General features: G+C 68.0%; 18 protein-coding genes. 1 reads left to right on the forward strand and 17 read right to left on the reverse strand.

Annotated elements, in window-relative coordinates:
* Window positions 1–22: 22 nt before the first annotated feature.
* The 6 genes from C5F48_RS05725 to C5F48_RS05750 all read right to left on the reverse strand — a co-directional run bounded on the left by C5F48_RS05725 (window position 23) and on the right by C5F48_RS05750 (window position 5,472).
* Complete coding sequence (locus C5F48_RS05725; RefSeq protein WP_107662950.1) at window positions 23–808, reverse strand: SDR family NAD(P)-dependent oxidoreductase; 786 nt, start codon at window positions 806–808, stop codon at window positions 23–25.
* On the reverse strand, window positions 805–1,575 hold the full coding sequence (locus tag C5F48_RS05730) for an SDR family NAD(P)-dependent oxidoreductase (protein WP_107662951.1): 771 nt from the start codon (window positions 1,573–1,575) through the stop codon (window positions 805–807). The genes C5F48_RS05725 and C5F48_RS05730 overlap by 4 nt, the downstream gene beginning before the upstream one ends.
* Window positions 1,572–2,759: a zinc-dependent alcohol dehydrogenase gene (locus C5F48_RS05735; protein ID WP_107662952.1), complete on the reverse strand. Its 1,188-nt coding sequence runs from the start codon at window positions 2,757–2,759 to the stop codon at window positions 1,572–1,574. The genes C5F48_RS05730 and C5F48_RS05735 overlap by 4 nt, the downstream gene beginning before the upstream one ends.
* Before the next feature lie 9 nt (window positions 2,760–2,768).
* Window positions 2,769–3,413, reverse strand: a complete 645-nt coding sequence (locus tag C5F48_RS05740) for an SRPBCC family protein (RefSeq protein ID WP_107662953.1) — start codon at window positions 3,411–3,413, stop codon at window positions 2,769–2,771.
* A 125-nt stretch (window positions 3,414–3,538) separates the two neighbouring features.
* Window positions 3,539–4,528 carry a GT-B fold glycosyltransferase domain-containing protein gene (locus tag C5F48_RS05745; protein ID WP_107662954.1) on the reverse strand — a complete coding sequence of 330 codons (990 nt, stop codon included), beginning with the start codon at window positions 4,526–4,528 and terminating at the stop codon, window positions 3,539–3,541.
* Between the two features lie 155 nt (window positions 4,529–4,683).
* Complete coding sequence (locus C5F48_RS05750; RefSeq protein ID WP_107662955.1) at window positions 4,684–5,472, reverse strand: dimethylarginine dimethylaminohydrolase family protein; 789 nt, start codon at window positions 5,470–5,472, stop codon at window positions 4,684–4,686.
* Window positions 5,473–5,669: 197 nt separating this feature from the next.
* Here C5F48_RS05750 and aroQ point away from each other — a divergent pair, with 197 nt between their 5' ends.
* Window positions 5,670–6,107, forward strand: a complete 438-nt coding sequence (gene aroQ, locus C5F48_RS05755; protein WP_107662956.1) for a type II 3-dehydroquinate dehydratase — start codon at window positions 5,670–5,672, stop codon at window positions 6,105–6,107.
* Window positions 6,108–6,109: 2 nt separating this feature from the next.
* On the opposite strand, the gene C5F48_RS05760 is transcribed toward aroQ, so the two are convergent.
* From C5F48_RS05760 to C5F48_RS05810, 11 genes are all read right to left on the reverse strand, one after another.
* Window positions 6,110–6,463 (reverse strand): DUF8776 family protein, encoded by a 354-nt coding sequence (locus C5F48_RS05760; RefSeq protein WP_107662957.1) that lies wholly within the window; start codon window positions 6,461–6,463, stop codon window positions 6,110–6,112.
* Complete coding sequence (locus C5F48_RS05765) at window positions 6,460–6,846, reverse strand: response regulator (protein ID WP_107662958.1); 387 nt, start codon at window positions 6,844–6,846, stop codon at window positions 6,460–6,462. The genes C5F48_RS05760 and C5F48_RS05765 overlap by 4 nt, the downstream gene beginning before the upstream one ends.
* Complete coding sequence (locus C5F48_RS05770; protein WP_107662959.1) at window positions 6,837–7,742, reverse strand: protein-glutamate O-methyltransferase; 906 nt, start codon at window positions 7,740–7,742, stop codon at window positions 6,837–6,839. The genes C5F48_RS05765 and C5F48_RS05770 overlap by 10 nt, the downstream gene beginning before the upstream one ends.
* The gene (locus tag C5F48_RS05775; protein WP_107662960.1) at window positions 7,739–8,203 is read right to left on the reverse strand and encodes a chemotaxis protein CheW; all 465 of its coding nucleotides are present in this window, start codon (window positions 8,201–8,203) and stop codon (window positions 7,739–7,741) included. Before C5F48_RS05775 ends, C5F48_RS05770 begins: the two co-directional genes overlap by 4 nt.
* Window positions 8,203–10,278: a chemotaxis protein CheA gene (locus tag C5F48_RS05780; RefSeq protein WP_107662961.1), complete on the reverse strand. Its 2,076-nt coding sequence runs from the start codon at window positions 10,276–10,278 to the stop codon at window positions 8,203–8,205. Before C5F48_RS05780 ends, C5F48_RS05775 begins: the two co-directional genes overlap by 1 nt.
* Window positions 10,279–10,280: 2 nt before the next feature.
* Window positions 10,281–10,649, reverse strand: a complete 369-nt coding sequence (locus tag C5F48_RS05785) for a response regulator (RefSeq protein ID WP_107662962.1) — start codon at window positions 10,647–10,649, stop codon at window positions 10,281–10,283.
* Entirely contained in the window at window positions 10,646–10,927 is a 282-nt protein-coding gene (locus C5F48_RS05790; protein WP_107662963.1) for an STAS domain-containing protein, read from the reverse strand. The genes C5F48_RS05785 and C5F48_RS05790 overlap by 4 nt, the downstream gene beginning before the upstream one ends.
* A gap of 30 nt (window positions 10,928–10,957) precedes the next feature.
* Entirely contained in the window at window positions 10,958–11,545 is a 588-nt protein-coding gene (locus C5F48_RS05795) for a chemotaxis protein CheD (protein ID WP_245941450.1), read from the reverse strand.
* A gap of 1 nt (window position 11,546) precedes the next feature.
* Window positions 11,547–14,048 (reverse strand): methyl-accepting chemotaxis protein, encoded by a 2,502-nt coding sequence (locus tag C5F48_RS05800; protein ID WP_107662964.1) that lies wholly within the window; start codon window positions 14,046–14,048, stop codon window positions 11,547–11,549.
* Between the two features lie 93 nt (window positions 14,049–14,141).
* On the reverse strand, window positions 14,142–15,857 hold the full coding sequence (locus C5F48_RS05805; RefSeq protein WP_245941451.1) for a chemotaxis protein: 1,716 nt from the start codon (window positions 15,855–15,857) through the stop codon (window positions 14,142–14,144).
* Window positions 15,854–16,009 carry a chemotaxis protein CheB gene (locus C5F48_RS05810; RefSeq protein ID WP_258186485.1) on the reverse strand — a complete coding sequence of 52 codons (156 nt, stop codon included), beginning with the start codon at window positions 16,007–16,009 and terminating at the stop codon, window positions 15,854–15,856. The genes C5F48_RS05805 and C5F48_RS05810 overlap by 4 nt, the downstream gene beginning before the upstream one ends.
* Window positions 16,010–16,014 lie beyond the last annotated feature (5 nt).

Below are 16,014 nucleotides of genomic sequence, written 5' to 3' on the forward strand. Positions count from 1 at the left end.
GCGGTTGCGGTGCGGCGGGCCGTCAGGACCCGCCGCCCTTCTTCGGCTCGGCGCCCATCCGGTGGATCTGCGCCAGCACCGATTGCGGCACGACGCCGGAAAGCAGCGCCATCACCTTGCTGGTGAAGCCCGGCACCACGCCGCGCTCGCCGGCCATCATCGCGTCGTAGCCGGCGCGGGCGACCGTGGTCACGTCGTCCTTCGGCTTTTCAGTGATCGGCGCGTCCTGCAGGTGGTTGCCCTCGCGGGTGAAGATCCGCGTCTCGGTCGGGCCGGGCATCAGGCAGGTCAGCGTCACGCCGCTGTCGCGCCACTCGTCCTGCAGCGCGTAGCTGAGGCTGTCGAGATACGCCTTGGACGCATCATAGACCGCGTCGAACGGCCCCGGGACGAAGCCGCCGATCGAGCCGGTGACGAGGATCCTGCCGCTGCCGCGCTTGTGCATCTGTCGGCCGACCCGGTGCAGCAGGGTGGTGGTCTGGCCGATGTTCAAGGCGATCAGCCGGTCGATGTCGCGCCACTCCTGATCGTGGAAGGCCTGACCCAGGGCGCGCCCGGCATTGGCGAAGAACAGGTCGATGTCGCGGCCCTCGATGGCCTGCCAGAGACTGTCCACCCCTTCGGGCGTGGCGAGATCGGCTTGCACCACCTCCACGGTGCCGCCCAGCCGGCCGAGCTTCTCGGCCGCCCTCTCGATCTCCACCTCGTCGGCGCAGATCACCAGCGCGTAGCCGTCCTCCACCGCGAAACGCGCCAGCTCGTAACCGATGCCGCTGGAGGCGCCCGTGACCACTGCGAGCTTCTTCATGCCGCATCCTCCGGTTTGGCCATCCGCCGGTGCAGCGCGGCCAGCACGCTGTCGGGCACCACGCCGGACAGGGCCGCCTGCACCTTGTTCATGAAGCCGGTGGTGACGCCGGAAGACCCCGCCAGCATCGCCTTGTAGCCCGATCGCGCCACCATGGCCGGATCGTCCTTGTCGGCCTTGCCCACCGGGGTCTCCTCCATGTCGGCCCGGGCGAAGAACTCGGTCTCGGTCGGGCCGGGCATCAGGCAGGTGACGGTGATCTGCGTGTCGTTCACCTCGTTGCGGATCGCCCAGCTCAGCGTGTCTAGATAGGCCTTGGTGGCGTTGTAGACCGCCTGGTAGCTGCCCGGCATCAGCCCGGCGATCGAGCCGGTGATCAGGATGCGACCCTCGCCGCGCAGCCGCATCTTGCGCAGCGTGCGGTGCAGCAGCTGCGTCGTGCCGGTGACGTTCAGCGCGATCACCTTGCGGATGTCGTCAAGATCCTGTTCGAGGAAGGCATGACCCAACCCGCGCCCGGCATTGGCCATGAGGTAATCCACCTCACGGCCCGACATGACCTCCCACAGCCGGTCGAGCCCCTCGGCGGTGGCCAGATCCGCCACCACCGCAGTGACGGTGATGCCCGGCCGCTCTAGCGAACGCGCCACCTCCTCGACCTCGGCCTCACTGGCGCAAAGGATCAGGTCGCAGCCATCCTCGGCGGCGCAGCGGGCCAGCTCCAGCCCGATGCCGGTCGAGGCGCCGGTGATGACGGCCAGCGTCATGCCGTGACCTCTGTCCCCGGCTTCAGGATCACCTTGGTCCATTCGTTCTGATTGTAGCGGAAGTTCTTGTAGCCGCGCGCCGCATCCTCCAGCGGCAGGCGGTGCGAGATCAGGAAAGTGGTGTCGATCTCGCCCTCGCCGATCCGGCGCAGCAGTTCCTCGTGGTACTTCTGCACATGGGTCTGGCCGGTGCGGATCTGCAGGCCCTTCTCCATCATCGCGCCCAGCGGGAACTTGTCGAGGAAGCCGCCATAGACCCCGGGGATCGAGACGCGCCCGCCCTTGCGCACCGCGAGGATCGCCTCGCGCAGCGCATGGGCGGAATCGGCGCCCATGCCGATGGTCTGCTTGATGTTGTCCATCACCGTGTCGGGGGCGAAGCCGTGGCTCTCCATGCCCACCGCGTCGATCACCGCGTCGGGGCCAAGACCGCCCGACATCTCCATCAGCGCCTCCAGCACATGGGTACGCTTGAAGTCGATGACCTCGGCCCCGAGCCTGCGGGCCAAGGCCAGCCGGTTCGGATATTCGTCGATAGCGATCACCTTGCCCGCGCCCATCAGGAGCGCCGACTGGATGGCGAACAGCCCGACCGGCCCGCAGCCCCAGACGGCCACGGTGTCGCCCGGCTCGATGTCGCAATTCGCGGCGCCCATCCAGCCGGTCGGCAGGATATCCGACAGGAACAGCACCTGATCGTCATCGAGCCCGTCGGGGATGATGATCGGCCCGACGTCGGAGTAGGGCACCCGGACATATTCCGCCTGCCCACCCGGATAGCCGCCGGTCAGATGCGAATAGCCGAACAGCCCGCCGACGGCATGGCCGTAGAGCGTCTCGGTCATGTCCTGCTTTTCGGCGGGGTTGGAGTTGTCGCAGGCCGAGAACTGCTGCTTCTGGCAGAAGAAGCACTGGCCGCAGGAGATGGTGAAGGGCACCACGACCCGCTGGCCCTTCTTCAGTGTCGATTTCGGCCCGACCTCGACGACCCGGCCCATGAACTCGTGGCCGAGGATGTCGCCGGACAGCAGGCCGGGGATCACGCCGTCATAAAGATGCAGGTCCGAGCCGCAGATCGCGGTCGAGGTCACCTCGATGATCGCGTCGCGCGGGTTGATGATCTCGGGATCGGGATGGGTGTCCACGCGGACATCGTGCTTGCCGTGCCAGGTAAGTGCGCGCATGTCGGCTCCTCAGGATTTCTGGTTGCGGGAGGTGGCGATCTCGCCGGTCTCCATGAGCATCTTGAACCGCTTCAGCTCGCGGCGGCCCTGGATCGAGGGGTCGGACTGGAACAGCTTGGCCACCAGCCGGCCCGCCTCGCCCAAGGGGGGCACATAGGCGATCTGCGCCTCGACCTCGGTGCCGCGCCCGGCCGGCGCGTCGCGGAAGGTCACCCGCCCCGCCGCCTCGATCTGCGAATCCGGGGTGGAGCGCCAGACCAGCAGTTCGCCGTCGCGGTGCTCGATGATGCGGGTCTCCAGCGTCAGCGGCATGCCGGCGGGGCCCTTCAGCTGCCACTGGGTCACGTCGCCGGTTGTGGTGGCGCTGCCGACGCTGCTCATGAAGCGCGGCAGGTTGGCTGCGTCGCGCCAGAAGGCATAGAGCTCGGCGCGCGGCTTGGCGATCGTCACGGTGCGGCCGGTGACGGCCCGCGCCGGTCCGCCGCGCCGCGTGCTGCGCGCCGGGGCGTCGTCCTCGGGGCGGTGGGCGACGTGGTTGCGGCCAGTCGCCTGGAAGACGGAATAGCCCACCACCCCTGCCAATACGCCGATCCCCAGCGTCAGCCAGAGCGCCTGCCGGTCATCGTGCCCGGACATATGTTCGCGGTTGGTCATCAGAGTGCTTCCCTTCGCGCTTGTGTCGGGCTGGCAACCGGCGGCCGCGCAAATGGTTCCGGACAGGCGGCGTCAGCGGCGGCGCGCCGCTCTTGCTTGGGGCTGTACGTGGGGCTGGCGAAGGGTCAGCGCGCCCAGAGGCCGGCGCGCTTCAGCCCGTTGCGGATCGCCTGCTCGCGTCGGGGCAGGGCGGCGCGGTCGAACAGGGCGCGGGCCTCGGCCCCCTTGCCCTGGTAGAGCAGCTTGCGGAACGGCGGATAGGTCTTCAGCACCTGTTTCACCGCCGGCTCCGCCGCGACCTGCTCCAGCACCTGCACCACCCGGTCGCTCTCGCGCGCATAGAGCAGCGGCAGCAGCCGCCAGTGGCAGGTGACCTCGCCATCGAGCCCGTCAAGCTCCGGCCCCGGCCGACTGCCGCCGAGCGCATGGATCACCAGGGGCAGCGCCACCTGGTCGAGCCAGGGATCGAGCGACTGGCAAACCAGCTCGGGCGGCGGGTCGTCGCGGATGGTCTTGGCATAGTCGAGGAACAGCTGGCCGAAGCGGCGCGGGCTCTCGTGGAAGAACCAACCGGCGTTGAAATAGAGATAGCGCCGCCAGTGGCCCTCGGGCTGCGACAGGTCGAGGCTGCCGGCGAAATCCAGCCCGAAGCGGTCGTAGAGCGAGCGCCAGATCGCCTCGTGGTCCGGGCCGTAGGGCTCGGGGCTCGGCCAGGTATCCTCCCGCCGCATCGAGGCGGCGGGGCGGGCGAAGTCGAGCCCCAGCGCGTCAAGTGGACCGGTGATCAGCGTGTCGGTGTCGAGGAACAGGAAGGGCGCCTCGGGCAGGGCGGCCAGCGCCTCGATCTTGTTGCCCTGCGGGTAGGACTGGCCGAAGACGCGGTTCTCGAAAGGCAGGATCGTCGCGCCCAGCCGCTCCAGCAGCGCCCGGGTTGCGGCGTCGTCGAGCCGCGGGTCCTCCTGCCAGAGCGGGCCGGAGGGCTCGGCGAGGTAGAGCCGGCCGGCGAAGCCCGGGTTCGTGGCGCGGAGCGAGGCGGCCAGCAGCACCGCCTCGTATTGCAGCCGCCCCTTCTGGACCACGGCGAGGATGTTGAAGGCGGGCGGGTCTGCGGGCATGGGCTGTCCTGAAGGCCTGTTGCCGCGAGCATAGCGAGGCGTCGGGCTTGGGCTGAACAGCAATCCCGCCCCCGCGCCGCTTTGCCGCTGCCGGAGCGGGCGCCGGATCGAGGGCGACCGGTGGAGGCGGCGGGCCGCTCACCCGGCCCCGATCCTCACTGCGGGGTGAAGCGCAGGCTGAGGCAGGACATGCCGCCGTCCAGCTTGGCGCATTCGCTGTTGCCGATCTGGCGCAGGTCGTAGCCCGCCTTGTCCAGCGCCTCGGCGGTGCGGGGGAAGCCGGCGGGGGTCAGCACCAGATCGTTGAAGCGGATGCTGTTGGCCGCGGCCTCCTCGCCCTCGGCGACATGGATCACCCGGTAGCCGGCGAAACAGCCCGAGGCGTCGAGCCGCCGGGTGGCGAGGATGGTCTCGGCGTCGAGCAGCGAGCAATCGGTCTTGAAATGCAGAACGCCCGGCGGCGTCGCCACCTCGCGCACCGTCCGGCCCCAGGGCGCGGTCAGCCGGACCAGCTCGGCGATGCCCTCCGCATTGGTCCGCGCCGATGAGCCGACGAGGATCTCGCGCTCGGTCACCAGGATGTCGCCGCCCTCGATGAAGCCGGTCTCGACCTGCACCACCTCGCTGTAGAGCCGGCGCAGCTGCGGCGCCATCTCCGCAGCCTCGCCCAGCCGGCTGGGCGCGCCGGGCCGCATGACGATCGCCCCCTCCGGCAGGCAGAGCGCCGTATCCTCGACGAAGACGCTGTCGGGAAAGGCCTCCAGCGGGTCGAGCTCCACCACCGTCGCGCCGGTTTCGCGCAGGGCGGCGATGTAATCCTGGTGGTGGCGCAGCATCAGCGCCAGGTCCGGGGCCCCGGTATCGACGGCGCGCAGGCCGGCGGTGATGCTGGCGCCGGGACGGCGGGTGATCGCATGGCTGAAGCGGAAGGACTGGTCGGACATCTGGGTTCTCCTCTTGCCCCAGCGGTAACGCGCCAGCCGCGCCGCGGCAAGCCGGCCGCGCCCGGATCGCGGTCGAAGCCAGCGCCCGGACCCTCCGGGCGGGCTTGGGCGCCGGAACCGGGGGCTTGCCAATCCCCCGGCTTTCGCGTCGTCTGGCCGCCAGAGAGACCGATCCCCCGAGACCGACAAGGACCGCCATGCCCCGGACCATCTTCATCCTGAACGGCCCGAACCTGAACCTGCTGGGCCAGCGCCAGCCCGAGATCTACGGCCGCGAGACGCTCGCCGATGTCGAGGCCGCGACCACCGCGCTCTGCGCCACGCTGGGGCTGACGCCGCGCTTCTTCCAGTCGAACCACGAGGGCGTGCTGATCGACACCATCCAGGAGGCCCGCCAGGCGGCGGAGGGCATCGTCATCAATCCCGGCGCGCTGAGCCACACCTCGGTCGCGCTGCTGGACGCGCTGAACGCCTTCGACGGTCCGGTGATCGAGGTGCATATCTCCAACATCCACAAGCGCGAGAGCTTCCGCCACCACTCCTATGTCTCGCTGCGCGCCGAGGGGGTGATCGCGGGGCTCGGCACCGAGGGCTATCTCGCCGCGGTCCGGCGGCTGGCGACTCTGCTCGGCTGACATCAGAAGAAATCCGCCGAGCCCGGGTCGCTGCCCTCGCCACCGCCTTCGCCGGCGAGGCCGCGCGCCAGGTCGCGCTGCCGCACCCGGCCGAGCGCCGCCGCAGGATCGATCCGCAGCGCCGGCTCGACCGCCTCGGCCAGCCCGTCGAGGTAATCGGCCATGCCGGTCAGCGCCTGCACCAGCCCGTCCAGCGCCTGCAACCGCTCGCGCAGCGGACCTGCGTCGAAGCCCTCGCTCACCGCCGCCCCCACCGCCTCCTCGATGCCCTGGGTCCGACCGCCGAGCAGCCGGACCTGCCCGGCGGCGCGCTGCAGCAGGGCCTGCAGCGCCGCCTCCTGTGAGGGCGCGGTCACAGCGCCCCCACCACGGCCTGAATCACACGGCGCATCCCGTCCGTGGTGAAGGGCTTTTTAAGGAAGTTGTTCATGCCGAGCGCCTGTCCTTTCTCGATGATGTCCTTGCTCGCGGTGCCGCTGACCAGGATGAATCCCATGCGCGCCGTGGTGCGGTTGTCGCGGATGCCTTTCAGCAGCCCCAGCCCGTCCAGCCCGGGCATGTTGTAATCCGAGATCACCAGATGCACCGGGCTGGCGACCAGCGCCCGCAGGGCCGCGGCGCCGTCCTTGGCGAAATCGATCTTCTTGATCCCCAGCTCTTCCAGAGCCTGAATGATCAGGCCACGGCTGGTCGACATGTCGTCGACCACCATTACCCTGAGGCTGTCCTTCAGCGACATCCGTCGTCTCCTTCCTCGGGGCCCGAGAGGCCCGCGCCGCGCAAGCGGAATGTTGTCATGCCAATGGTTTCAAAATCGTTCTTGACCGAGGGCGAAAGCCGTTCGGAATGGCCGATGAACAAGCGGCCGCCGGGCCCCAGCGTCGCCGCGAAGCCGCGCCAGATGCCATCCTGGGTCTCGGCGTCGAAGTAGATCGCCACGTTGCGGCAGAAGATCACGTCGAAGGGCCCGCTCACCGGCCAGGGACGGACCAGGTTCATCGGCTTGAAGGTGACCAACTCGCGCACCGCCGGGGTGACCCGGCAGCAGCCTGCCGCATCCGCCGGCTCGAAGAAGCCGCGGATCACCGGCGTGAGTCGGCCGAGCGCCCGGGCCGGGTAGCAGCCGAGGCACGCGCGCTCGAGGATCTGCCGATCGACATCGGTCGCCAGGATCTTCAGGTCCAGCGTCGCCGCCGTCGGGCAGAGCTGCAGCACCGTCATGGCGATGCTGTAGGGCTCCTCGCCGCTGGAACAGCCCGCCGACCAGAGCCGGACCCGCCGCCCCCGGCGCGCGGCGGCGAGCAGCGGCGGCAGCACCGTCTGGCCCAGCGTCTCGAAATGGTGGCTCTCGCGGAAGAAATGCGTGGTGTTCGTGGTCATGGTCGAGACGAAAAGCGCACGCTCCTCCACCGAGCAGGGGGCCGAGAGCAACTCCACATAATCCGCGAAGCTGGTCAGGCACAGCTGGCGCAGCCGTTTCACCAGCCGCGCGTAGACCAGCGGCTCCTTGGTGTCGGTCATCACGATCCCGGCCTCCGCGCGGGCGAGGGCGGCGAGGCGGTGGAAATCCTCGGCCGTCAGGATGAAGTCGCGCCCCGTTTCGGCGCGGCACCGGGAGAGGCTTTGCGGCCTCATGCACCCTCCTTGCGCGCCGGCGGGAAGACGGCCAGGAGGTCGATCAGCCGCAGCATCCGGTCCTCCACCGCGATGACGCCGCGCACGAAGGCCTGGGCGGAATCCGAGGCGACATGCGGCGTCGGCTGGATCGCGCTTTCCGGCACGGTCATGATGTCGGAGACGGCATCCACCAGGATGCCGATCACCTGGGTCTCGATCACCGTGATGATGATCACGTGCCGGGCGTCCGGCTCCGGCGTGCCGAGGTTGAGCCGCTCGGCCAGATTGAGGATCGGCACCACCGAGCCGCGCAGGTTGATGACCCCCAGCACGTAATGCGGCGCATGCGGCAGGATGGTCGCTGGCGTCCAGCTGCGGATCTCGCGCACCGTCTTGATATCGAGGCAGAATTCCTGCGGGCCGATGCGGAAGGCCACCAGCTCGCGCGATTCCGACTGCAGCAGTCTGGAGCCGGGCATTATGGATCCCCGAGCCCCGAGACGTTGCCCACCGCCTCGTCCGGGTCGATGATCAGCGCGATCCGCCCGTCGCCGAGGATCGTCGCCGCAGCGATCCCCGGGATCCGGCCATAGCCGTTCTCCATCCCCTTGATGACGACCTGGCGCTGGTCGAAGATCGCGTCCACCACCAGGGCGCATTGCCTCTGCTGCTCGTTCTCCACCAGCATCAGTACGCGCTGCGAGAAGTCGCGCACCGGCGGGCGGTGGCCGAAGGCCGCGCCGAGATCGATGATAGGCACGAAGGCGCCGCGGATCGTCACCACCTGGGCGCCGGATCCGAGGAAGTGCACGTCCTGCGGCTGCGGCCGCAAGGTCTCAACGATGGCGGTGATCGGCACGACCATGGTCTGGCCGGCGACATCGACCACCATCCCGTCGAGCACTGCCAGCGTCAGCGGCAGGCTGATCGAGAACACGGTGCCCTGGCCCGGGGTGGAGCTGATCGAGACCCGGCCACCGAGCGCTTGGATCGCGCTCTTCACCACATCCATGCCGACGCCGCGGCCGGAGAGGTCGGAAACCACTGTCGAGGTGGAAAAACCGGGCAGGAACAGCAGCATGTCGATCTCGGCATCCGACAGCTCGGCATCCTGGGCGATCAGCCCCTTGCCGGCGGCGATCTGCTTCACCTTCGGCCGGTTGATGCCGCCGCCGTCATCCGCCACCTCAATCAGCACCCGGCCGGATCGATGCGCTGCGGAAAGGGTAATGCATCCTGTCTCCGGCTTGCCAGCCGCCCGCCGGGCCTCGGCAGGCTCGATCCCGTGGTCAACGGCGTTGCGGATCATGTGGGTCAAGGGATCGGCCAGCCGTTCGATCACTGTCTTGTCGACCTCCGTCGCCTCGCCCTCAGTGACGAGGCGCACCTGCTTGCCGGCGATGTCGGAGGCCTCGCGCGCGATTCGCGACATGCGCTGGAACAGCGGCTTGATCGCCTGGGCGCGGATCGCCATCACGCTCTCCTGGATCTCGCGCGCCAGGCTCTTGAAGTCGTCTAGGCCGGAGCGCACCGCTGACCGGGTCGGAATCCCGGCGTCCTGCACGCATTGCGACAGCATCGCTTGGTTGATCACCAACTCGCCGACCACGTTGATCAACCGGTCCACGCGGTCAAGCTCCACCCGCACCGTCGCCCTCGGTGCCGCGGCCTTCTTCTCGGCGCTATCCTCGCCTTCCGGTGGGCGTGGCTTCGGCGGCGGCGCCTGAGGGCGCGGCTCCGCATCCACGGTAACCGCAGGCTCCGGATCGGGCAGCAGCGGCAGGCCGGGCGGGGCCTCGTCCAACGCGCGGATCTCCAGCGTGCAGAGACCGTCGACGAATTCGAAGACCTCATCGATCTGGTGCTCTGGTTCGTCGGTGGTCAGTGTCAGCGTCCAGTCCAGCCAGGACTCCTGCCAGTCGAGCGCGGCGAAAGCGGGCAGGCGCGACCGGTCCAGCCGGGCCTTCACCTGACCCAGGTCGCCGAGCACACGGAACAGCACAGAGGGGTCGTGGCCGTTGGCGTAAAGCGCGCGGGTCGGGGAGAACAGGATTTCGTAGCATCCGCTGCCGGTCGCGGCGGGCTCGCTCTCGAAGCTGAGCGTAAGCGGCACGAAGCCGAAATCCTCTGCCTCGCCCTCCGAACTCTCCTCCTCATCCGCGCCGGTGAGGGCGGCAAGCAACGAGATCAACTCGGCCCCCCCTTCCGGATCGGGGTCGACCCCATCACGCGCGGCGGCGAGCAGGTCGGACAGGTGGTCGGCGGCGCGGTGGAACAGCAGGAGCAGCGCGGCGTCGGGCTGGATTCGCCCGGCGCGCAGCGCGTCGAGCGTGGTCTCGAAGTGATGGGCGAAGCGCACCAGGGTTTCAAGTTTGAACGCGCCGGCGCCGCCCTTGATCGAGTGGACGGCGCGGAACACTGCGTTCACCGTTTCGGGTTCGGCCAGTCCATCCTCGATCGTCTCGTCGATTTCGTTCAACCCGTCGTTCAGCGCCTCCACCAGTTCCTCGCATTCCTGGAAAAAGGTCGCCCGGATGTCGCTGCTGTGATCCATGGTCAGGCCGCCGTGACGCGCCGCAGCGCCGAAACCAGTTTCACCTCGTCGAAGGGCTTGACGATCCAAGCCGTCGCCCCCGCCTCGCGCGCACGCGCCTTCAGGTCCGCAGCACTTTCCGTGGTCAGCACGATGATCGGCAGGGCCGAATGGGTGCCCTTGTCGCGCACCGCCTTGATGAAGCCGAACCCGTCCATCCGCGGCATGTTGATGTCGGTGATGACCACATCCGGGGCGAGGCCTTCCAGTTTCTCGAGCCCGTCGAGCCCGTCAATCGCCAGGTGAACCTCGAATCCCGCTTGCAGCAGCGCCTCCTTCAGAAGTTCGCGGATGGTGCGGGAATCGTCGATGGCCAATACGGTGAGCGTCATGGCTGATCCTCGTTCAGGTCGGAAAGCTCTGCCCCGAGCCGGAGCAGGTCGTCGGCGAAGGCGGGGGAGCAGGGCGTGACGGCAAAACCTTGGCCCTCGCTGCGCCATTGCTCCGCGGCGGCCAGCAGCACCTGCAGGCCAAGCGCGCCAAGAAAGGTGGTCTTGCCGGCATCGACCCGCAGCGCCTTGCCGCGCAGCCCGCGCAGTGCCTCCTGCACGATGCGCGTGCCTTCGTGGTCGAGCCGGAGCGGCAGGCTCAGGATGTTGGCTCCCGTCATGTCGGTCCTCCGATTATGTGTTGCGGCTGGTCAGAAGAAGGTGACGTCATCGCTGGCTCCTTTGAGGATGGGTTTGGCACGTTGCTCGATCAGCGCCGGGGTGTCGGCCCGCAGAAACAGCTGCTGGGCGCGTCCTGAAGTCGGCCAGTAGCGGATCCGCCGCGCCAGCGTTCCGCCAAGACTCTTGCTGACGCAGGTGATGGCCTCGTTCTCGAGAAAGCGCTGGGCGAACTCCGCATTGGCCCGCCCGATGCCACCCAAGCGGTTGTTCATCATGGCGCCGCCGAACAGCTTGGCTTGCAGCCGGTCCTTCGAGGCCCCGAGCTTCAGGAGTGCGTTGATCAGCAGCTCCATCGAGTGCAGGCCGTAGTGGAGTTGCCGCGACGTGCTGCCGCCGGTATCCGGCAGGAGAAAATGGTTGATTCCGCCAATGCCTGCCTCGGGGTCGCAGAGACAGGTGCAGACGCAGGATCCGAGGATCGTTGTAAACATGTCTCCGGGCAGAGCAGAAGCCTCATAGCCGCCCTGCATGACATGGACAACGCGTGAGCCACCGGCTTCTGTCCGCCTCGGCTGCATCATCGCGGTCCCGCTGGCTGAGGGAACGGCAAGCTTCACCTCAGAAATCCTCCCAGCCCGAGTTGGCGCCGGTTGGCGTTTGCGAAGGAGCTGCTCCGGTTCCGGTTGCGGCCACGCGCGGCGCAGCCGTGTTGGTGCGGCCCTGCGGATTGCGGGCGCGGAACGAAACGACCGTTTCAGTCGAGCCGCCGTCGCCGTCGAGCCGGAAATGCGCCGCGCTCTCGACCAGAGCAATGGCGTCGTTCGTCAGGGCTTCGGCGGCGGCTGTAGCCTCCTGCAGCCGGGCGGCGTTCTGCTGGGTGGACTGGTCAAGGTCATTGACCGCGCTGTTGATTTCGGCGAGGCCCAGCGATTGTTGTTTCGAGGACACCGCGATCTCGGAGACAAGCAGCGAGATGTCGGATACTGAGTTCACGATCTGTTTCAATGCCTCGCCGGTCCTGCCCACGAGGTCGACGCCGCGCTTCACCTGACTGCCGCTCTTCAGGATCAAGTCGTTGATTTCGCGCGCGGCCTCGGAAGAACGTTGCGCGAGGGCCCGGACCTCGGAGGCGACGACTGCGAAGCCGCGTCCGGCATCGCCCGCCCGTGCCGCCTCTACACCTGCATTCAGCGCCAGAAGGTTGGTCTGAAAGGCGATATCGTCGATGACCTTCACGATCGAGGTGATCTTGTCGGAAGAGGCTGCGATCATGTCCATGGCTGTGACCGTCTCGACCACGATATTGCCGCTCTGCTCCGCGTTTGACTTGGCCTCGGTCACCACTCGGTCGGCCTCGGCGGCGCCATCGGCTGCGGCCCGGACAGAAACCGTAAGGCCGTCGAGCGCCGCTGCGGTCTGCTCGAGAGTGGCCGCGGTGTTCTCCGTGCGCTGGGCTAGGCTGTGCGCGGTCGAACTGATGTCCCGGGCCTCGTTGCGAATGCTTTCGGCGTTGCCGATCACGTTGCGCATGACATCCGCGAGATTGTTGAGGGCGCGGTTGTAGTCCTGCCGCAGCTCGTCGTAACGCCCGTCGAATGCCTGTTCGATGCGCGAGGTCAGATCTCCGGCGCTGAGCTGTCGCAGGGCAATCCGCAGGGCGTCGACAACGACGGCCTGTCGGTGCTGCATTTCGGTCCATTCTTCCTGGATCCGGTCGAGGCGATTGCGCTCTTGTGTGACATCCTTCGCGAGCAGCATGAAGCGGGTCGCCTGACCTGAACTGTCGCGCAGGCAGGTGAGGCTGCACTCAAGGCTGATCATGCCGGATCCTGTTGGCACGGTGAGAGTTCCCGAGACCCTGTCCCGCAGCGCCTGCTGCATCATTCTCTCGGCCTCGCCGTCGGGCGTCAGGGAGGGCAGGCTGCGGGAAGCGACATCGCCGGGAGGCCATCCCATGAGATTGAGAAACAGGGCATTGGCCGACAGCAGCTTGCCCGTCACCTCGAAGTCGGCACGGGCCATCGCGCCGTTCACAGCCTCGACTGTTGCCTGCGTTTCCAGATCCTGAGTGACATCCGTCGCCGTCACCAGATGCCCGGCGTAGGGGCCAGATTTCACCTGCCGTGTCTCCCAGCGGATGCTCCTGTGGTGAACCCATGCCACGATCTGCTCTCCGCTGCGCAGCGACTGCAGGATCGCGTCGCGCAGTGTGGCGGGCAGCGCTTCCAGCCCGCGACCCACCAGGCCTTGCGCATCCAGTTCCGGAGCAAACGCATGTAGGGCGACCATCATGGCGGGGTTGACAGACGCGATGCGCGAGGCTTGGTCGAGGAGCAGGGCGGCCGTGGGCGTGGCCGTGAAGCCGGTCGCCTTCGCCGCATTCTCTTCGGCCGAGTTTTCGATGCGCTTCAGTCGTTCGCGCAGGTCGTTTAGACGTTGGAAAACTTGGCCGAAACTGTCGCCCCGGGCGGCGAGTATCTTAGCTGCGACCGTCTCGGGACCGGCGGCGAGCAGGGACAACGGACGCAGAAACAGCATGCGGGCCAATAGGAGGCCGACGGCTGTCAGCAAAACGCCTAGACACAGGGCCGTGAGGAAGAGCGTGATCTGACCGGGCAGCGCCATGGCCAGGGCTGGCGCGCTGTTCCAGCCGAGGGCGAAGACGCCGGCCAGACGTTGGTCGTCGTCACGAAACACCGGCAAGGCGATGTGGAGACCGTCTGAGCTGAGGGCGGGACTTCCGGAGCTGATCGCCTGCTGAACGAGCGCCGAATGCGACGGCTGCTCATCGGCAGGCTCGCCTCGTGAAGCAAGCAGCCTGCCTTCGGCGTCCAGGGCCTGCGCCCAAATCAGCGCATCCCCCGAACTGCGGACCGCCTCGCCGAGCAGGGCGTCCAGCCGACGGGTATCGCGAAACGCGAGGGCCGCCATACCCTGGTCGGCGACGAGTTCCGAGACGCTCCGCGCCTGCACCCGCAGCTGATCCTCGACGGAATGCCGGCTTAGCCAGACCGCTGCTGCGGCAATGCAGGCCGTGCCGCCGCCGATGCAGAGCGCCAGTAGAAGGGCCATGCGCAGCGGGACGGAGTGCAGCAGGGTGTCTTTGACGGTCTGGGACATCTCGAAATCCTGAATGGGGCGGCTGTGACTTCCGGCCTTGCTCCAGTCTAGCGGGCGGGCCTTTACACAAGGTGAAGCTGCCCCCGGGGCCGCTCAGAAGAAAAAGTCGGCGAGGCTGTCGGCTGACGGAGGCCCGCTTGCCGCCGTCTCATCGGGCAGGACGCTATGCGGCAGGAAGGCTCTGACCAGAGAGTCATGCACCAGGCGCTCGGCGGGCATGGTGTAGCATTGCCGCAACTCGGCCATCACCGGGGCAGTGGTCTCGGCGGGCAACGACTGGGCCAGCTGGTCGGCCCAGTGATCGAAGCTCGACATCAGCTTCTCCAGGTCCAGGAAGCTGCCGGAATGGCCGTTGAGGGCTTGGATGCCCATGGCCAGATCGCGCTCGGCCGATTTGCGCTCGCGCTCCACGGCGCCGCCGGTGTCGGCGATGCTCGCCTCGATCCGGGCGAGGGCCGTGAAGACCTCGGAACCGGCCTGCGTCAGGTCCTGAAGATCGGTGCGGAACCCCTCGGACAGATCGGCGCTGGTCCTGCCCGCCGCATCGCCCATCGCCGTCAGGCCCTCGGTGATCTGTCGCAGCCGATCGGCAGAGGTTACCGCAAGTTCCCGCAGCTGCAGAGAAATCTCTCGAAGCGCCAAGGCTTCGTCGCCAAGTTGCGAGCAGGCGATCACCGCGTTGAGCCCGATCATTCCCATCCGTTCCTCGACCCCCGTCATCTGTTCGAGGATGAGGAGCAGCCCCGAGAGCCCCTGCGACAGGCCCTGCGCCACCTCGAGCAGACGCACCTGCGAGGCCCCGCAGGCGGAGAGGATCTCCTGCAGCCGTTGCAGGTTGTGCTTGAGATTGTGCTTGGGAGCCGAAGCGGCATGCGCCGCGAGCCGGCCGATCTCCACGGTTTCCTGCCCGGCGTCCCGCAGCGCCGCCTGGGCCGTTGTGATCGCTGCCGCATGTCGCTCATGAGCATCACGCACCTGCGCCGCCGCCAGGGCATAGACCAGATGGGCGAGTGCGGGATCCTCCGCCCGCGTCTCGGTGGTCCTGGTCAGGATGGTCACCACATGCTCAAGCCGCTGCCGCGTGGTGTCGCCGATCTGCAGCGCCACGACGGCGGTGGTGATCGCGCGCTGGAAGCCCTGGCTGTGCTGCATCATCACGCTGCCGGCCTTGGTCGACCGCCCGAGCTCCGCCTCGAAGCTGGTCATGTCGCTCCGCAGTCCCGACAGGGTCTGCGTCAGATGCGCGCCGAGGAGATGCGACAGCGCCTCGGATTCGCGATGGGCGACGGCGATGCGCTGCGCCATGCCGGCGACCGTGTCGCTGATCTCGCCGATGATGGTGCCGGCCTCGACCACCTGGAGCGTCGCCGCCGTGGTGAAGACATCCAGCCCGGCATTCTGCTCCGCCAGCGCTGCGACGGTGACCCGGGCGTTCAGGGCGACGATCGACATGGTGCGGATCACCCGGCGCATGGCGAAGAGATCACCTTGCAATCGGTTGGAACCGTCCGACAACGCGGCGATCCGTCCGAAGACGATCATGCTGTTGTCGGCAAAGCCGCGGGCGCGATTCTCCAGAAGGGCTGCGCCCGCGGTGGCGGAGCTGAATTCCCCGGCGTCGGCGAGGGCGGCGAGCGCGTTCAGCGGCGCGCTCAGCCGGTTGAAGCGCTCGACCGCCTGTTCGAGACTGCGCCCGGCCCGCAGGAAGGCGCCCTCGGTCGCCTGTGCGAGGCCGCCGATCTGCTTCGCCAAGCGCTGCACGGCGCGCGGGGTGACATGCGGCGGGCGATGGGGGGGCTGGACGGTCATCCGCGCCCCCTGCCGCCCGGGTTGTGCCGCTCGGCGAAACTCAGGATCTCGCCTGCAATTTGGCTCAGTGGCAGGATCTTCGTGACCCCTCCATGGGCGATCGCCTCCTTCGGCATGCCGAAGACGATGCAGCTGGCCTCGTCCTGCGCCACGGTAT

This window comes from Cereibacter changlensis JA139 (assembly GCF_003034985.1).
GTDB lineage: Bacteria > Pseudomonadota > Alphaproteobacteria > Rhodobacterales > Rhodobacteraceae > Cereibacter > Cereibacter changlensis.

What these genes read in the sequence shown, in the direction of transcription:
- C5F48_RS05725 (WP_107662950.1), bottom strand. Translation starts at nt 808, where the DNA reads ATGAAGAAGCTCGCAGTGGTCACGGGCGCCTCCAGCGGCATCGGTTAC.
- C5F48_RS05730 (WP_107662951.1), bottom strand. Translation starts at nt 1,575, where the DNA reads ATGACGCTGGCCGTCATCACCGGCGCCTCGACCGGCATCGGGCTGGAG.
- C5F48_RS05735 (WP_107662952.1), bottom strand. Translation starts at nt 2,759, where the DNA reads ATGCGCGCACTTACCTGGCACGGCAAGCACGATGTCCGCGTGGACACC.
- C5F48_RS05740 (WP_107662953.1), bottom strand. Translation starts at nt 3,413, where the DNA reads ATGACCAACCGCGAACATATGTCCGGGCACGATGACCGGCAGGCGCTC.
- C5F48_RS05745 (WP_107662954.1), bottom strand. Translation starts at nt 4,528, where the DNA reads ATGCCCGCAGACCCGCCCGCCTTCAACATCCTCGCCGTGGTCCAGAAG.
- C5F48_RS05750 (WP_107662955.1), bottom strand. Translation starts at nt 5,472, where the DNA reads ATGTCCGACCAGTCCTTCCGCTTCAGCCATGCGATCACCCGCCGTCCC.
- aroQ (WP_107662956.1), top strand. Translation starts at nt 5,670, where the DNA reads ATGCCCCGGACCATCTTCATCCTGAACGGCCCGAACCTGAACCTGCTG.
- C5F48_RS05765 (WP_107662958.1), bottom strand. Translation starts at nt 6,846, where the DNA reads ATGTCGCTGAAGGACAGCCTCAGGGTAATGGTGGTCGACGACATGTCG.
- C5F48_RS05770 (WP_107662959.1), bottom strand. Translation starts at nt 7,742, where the DNA reads ATGAGGCCGCAAAGCCTCTCCCGGTGCCGCGCCGAAACGGGGCGCGAC.
- C5F48_RS05775 (WP_107662960.1), bottom strand. Translation starts at nt 8,203, where the DNA reads ATGCCCGGCTCCAGACTGCTGCAGTCGGAATCGCGCGAGCTGGTGGCC.
- C5F48_RS05780 (WP_107662961.1), bottom strand. Translation starts at nt 10,278, where the DNA reads ATGGATCACAGCAGCGACATCCGGGCGACCTTTTTCCAGGAATGCGAG.
- C5F48_RS05785 (WP_107662962.1), bottom strand. Translation starts at nt 10,649, where the DNA reads ATGACGCTCACCGTATTGGCCATCGACGATTCCCGCACCATCCGCGAA.
- C5F48_RS05790 (WP_107662963.1), bottom strand. Translation starts at nt 10,927, where the DNA reads ATGACGGGAGCCAACATCCTGAGCCTGCCGCTCCGGCTCGACCACGAA.
- C5F48_RS05800 (WP_107662964.1), bottom strand. Translation starts at nt 14,048, where the DNA reads ATGTCCCAGACCGTCAAAGACACCCTGCTGCACTCCGTCCCGCTGCGC.
- C5F48_RS05805 (WP_245941451.1), bottom strand. Translation starts at nt 15,857, where the DNA reads ATGACCGTCCAGCCCCCCCATCGCCCGCCGCATGTCACCCCGCGCGCC.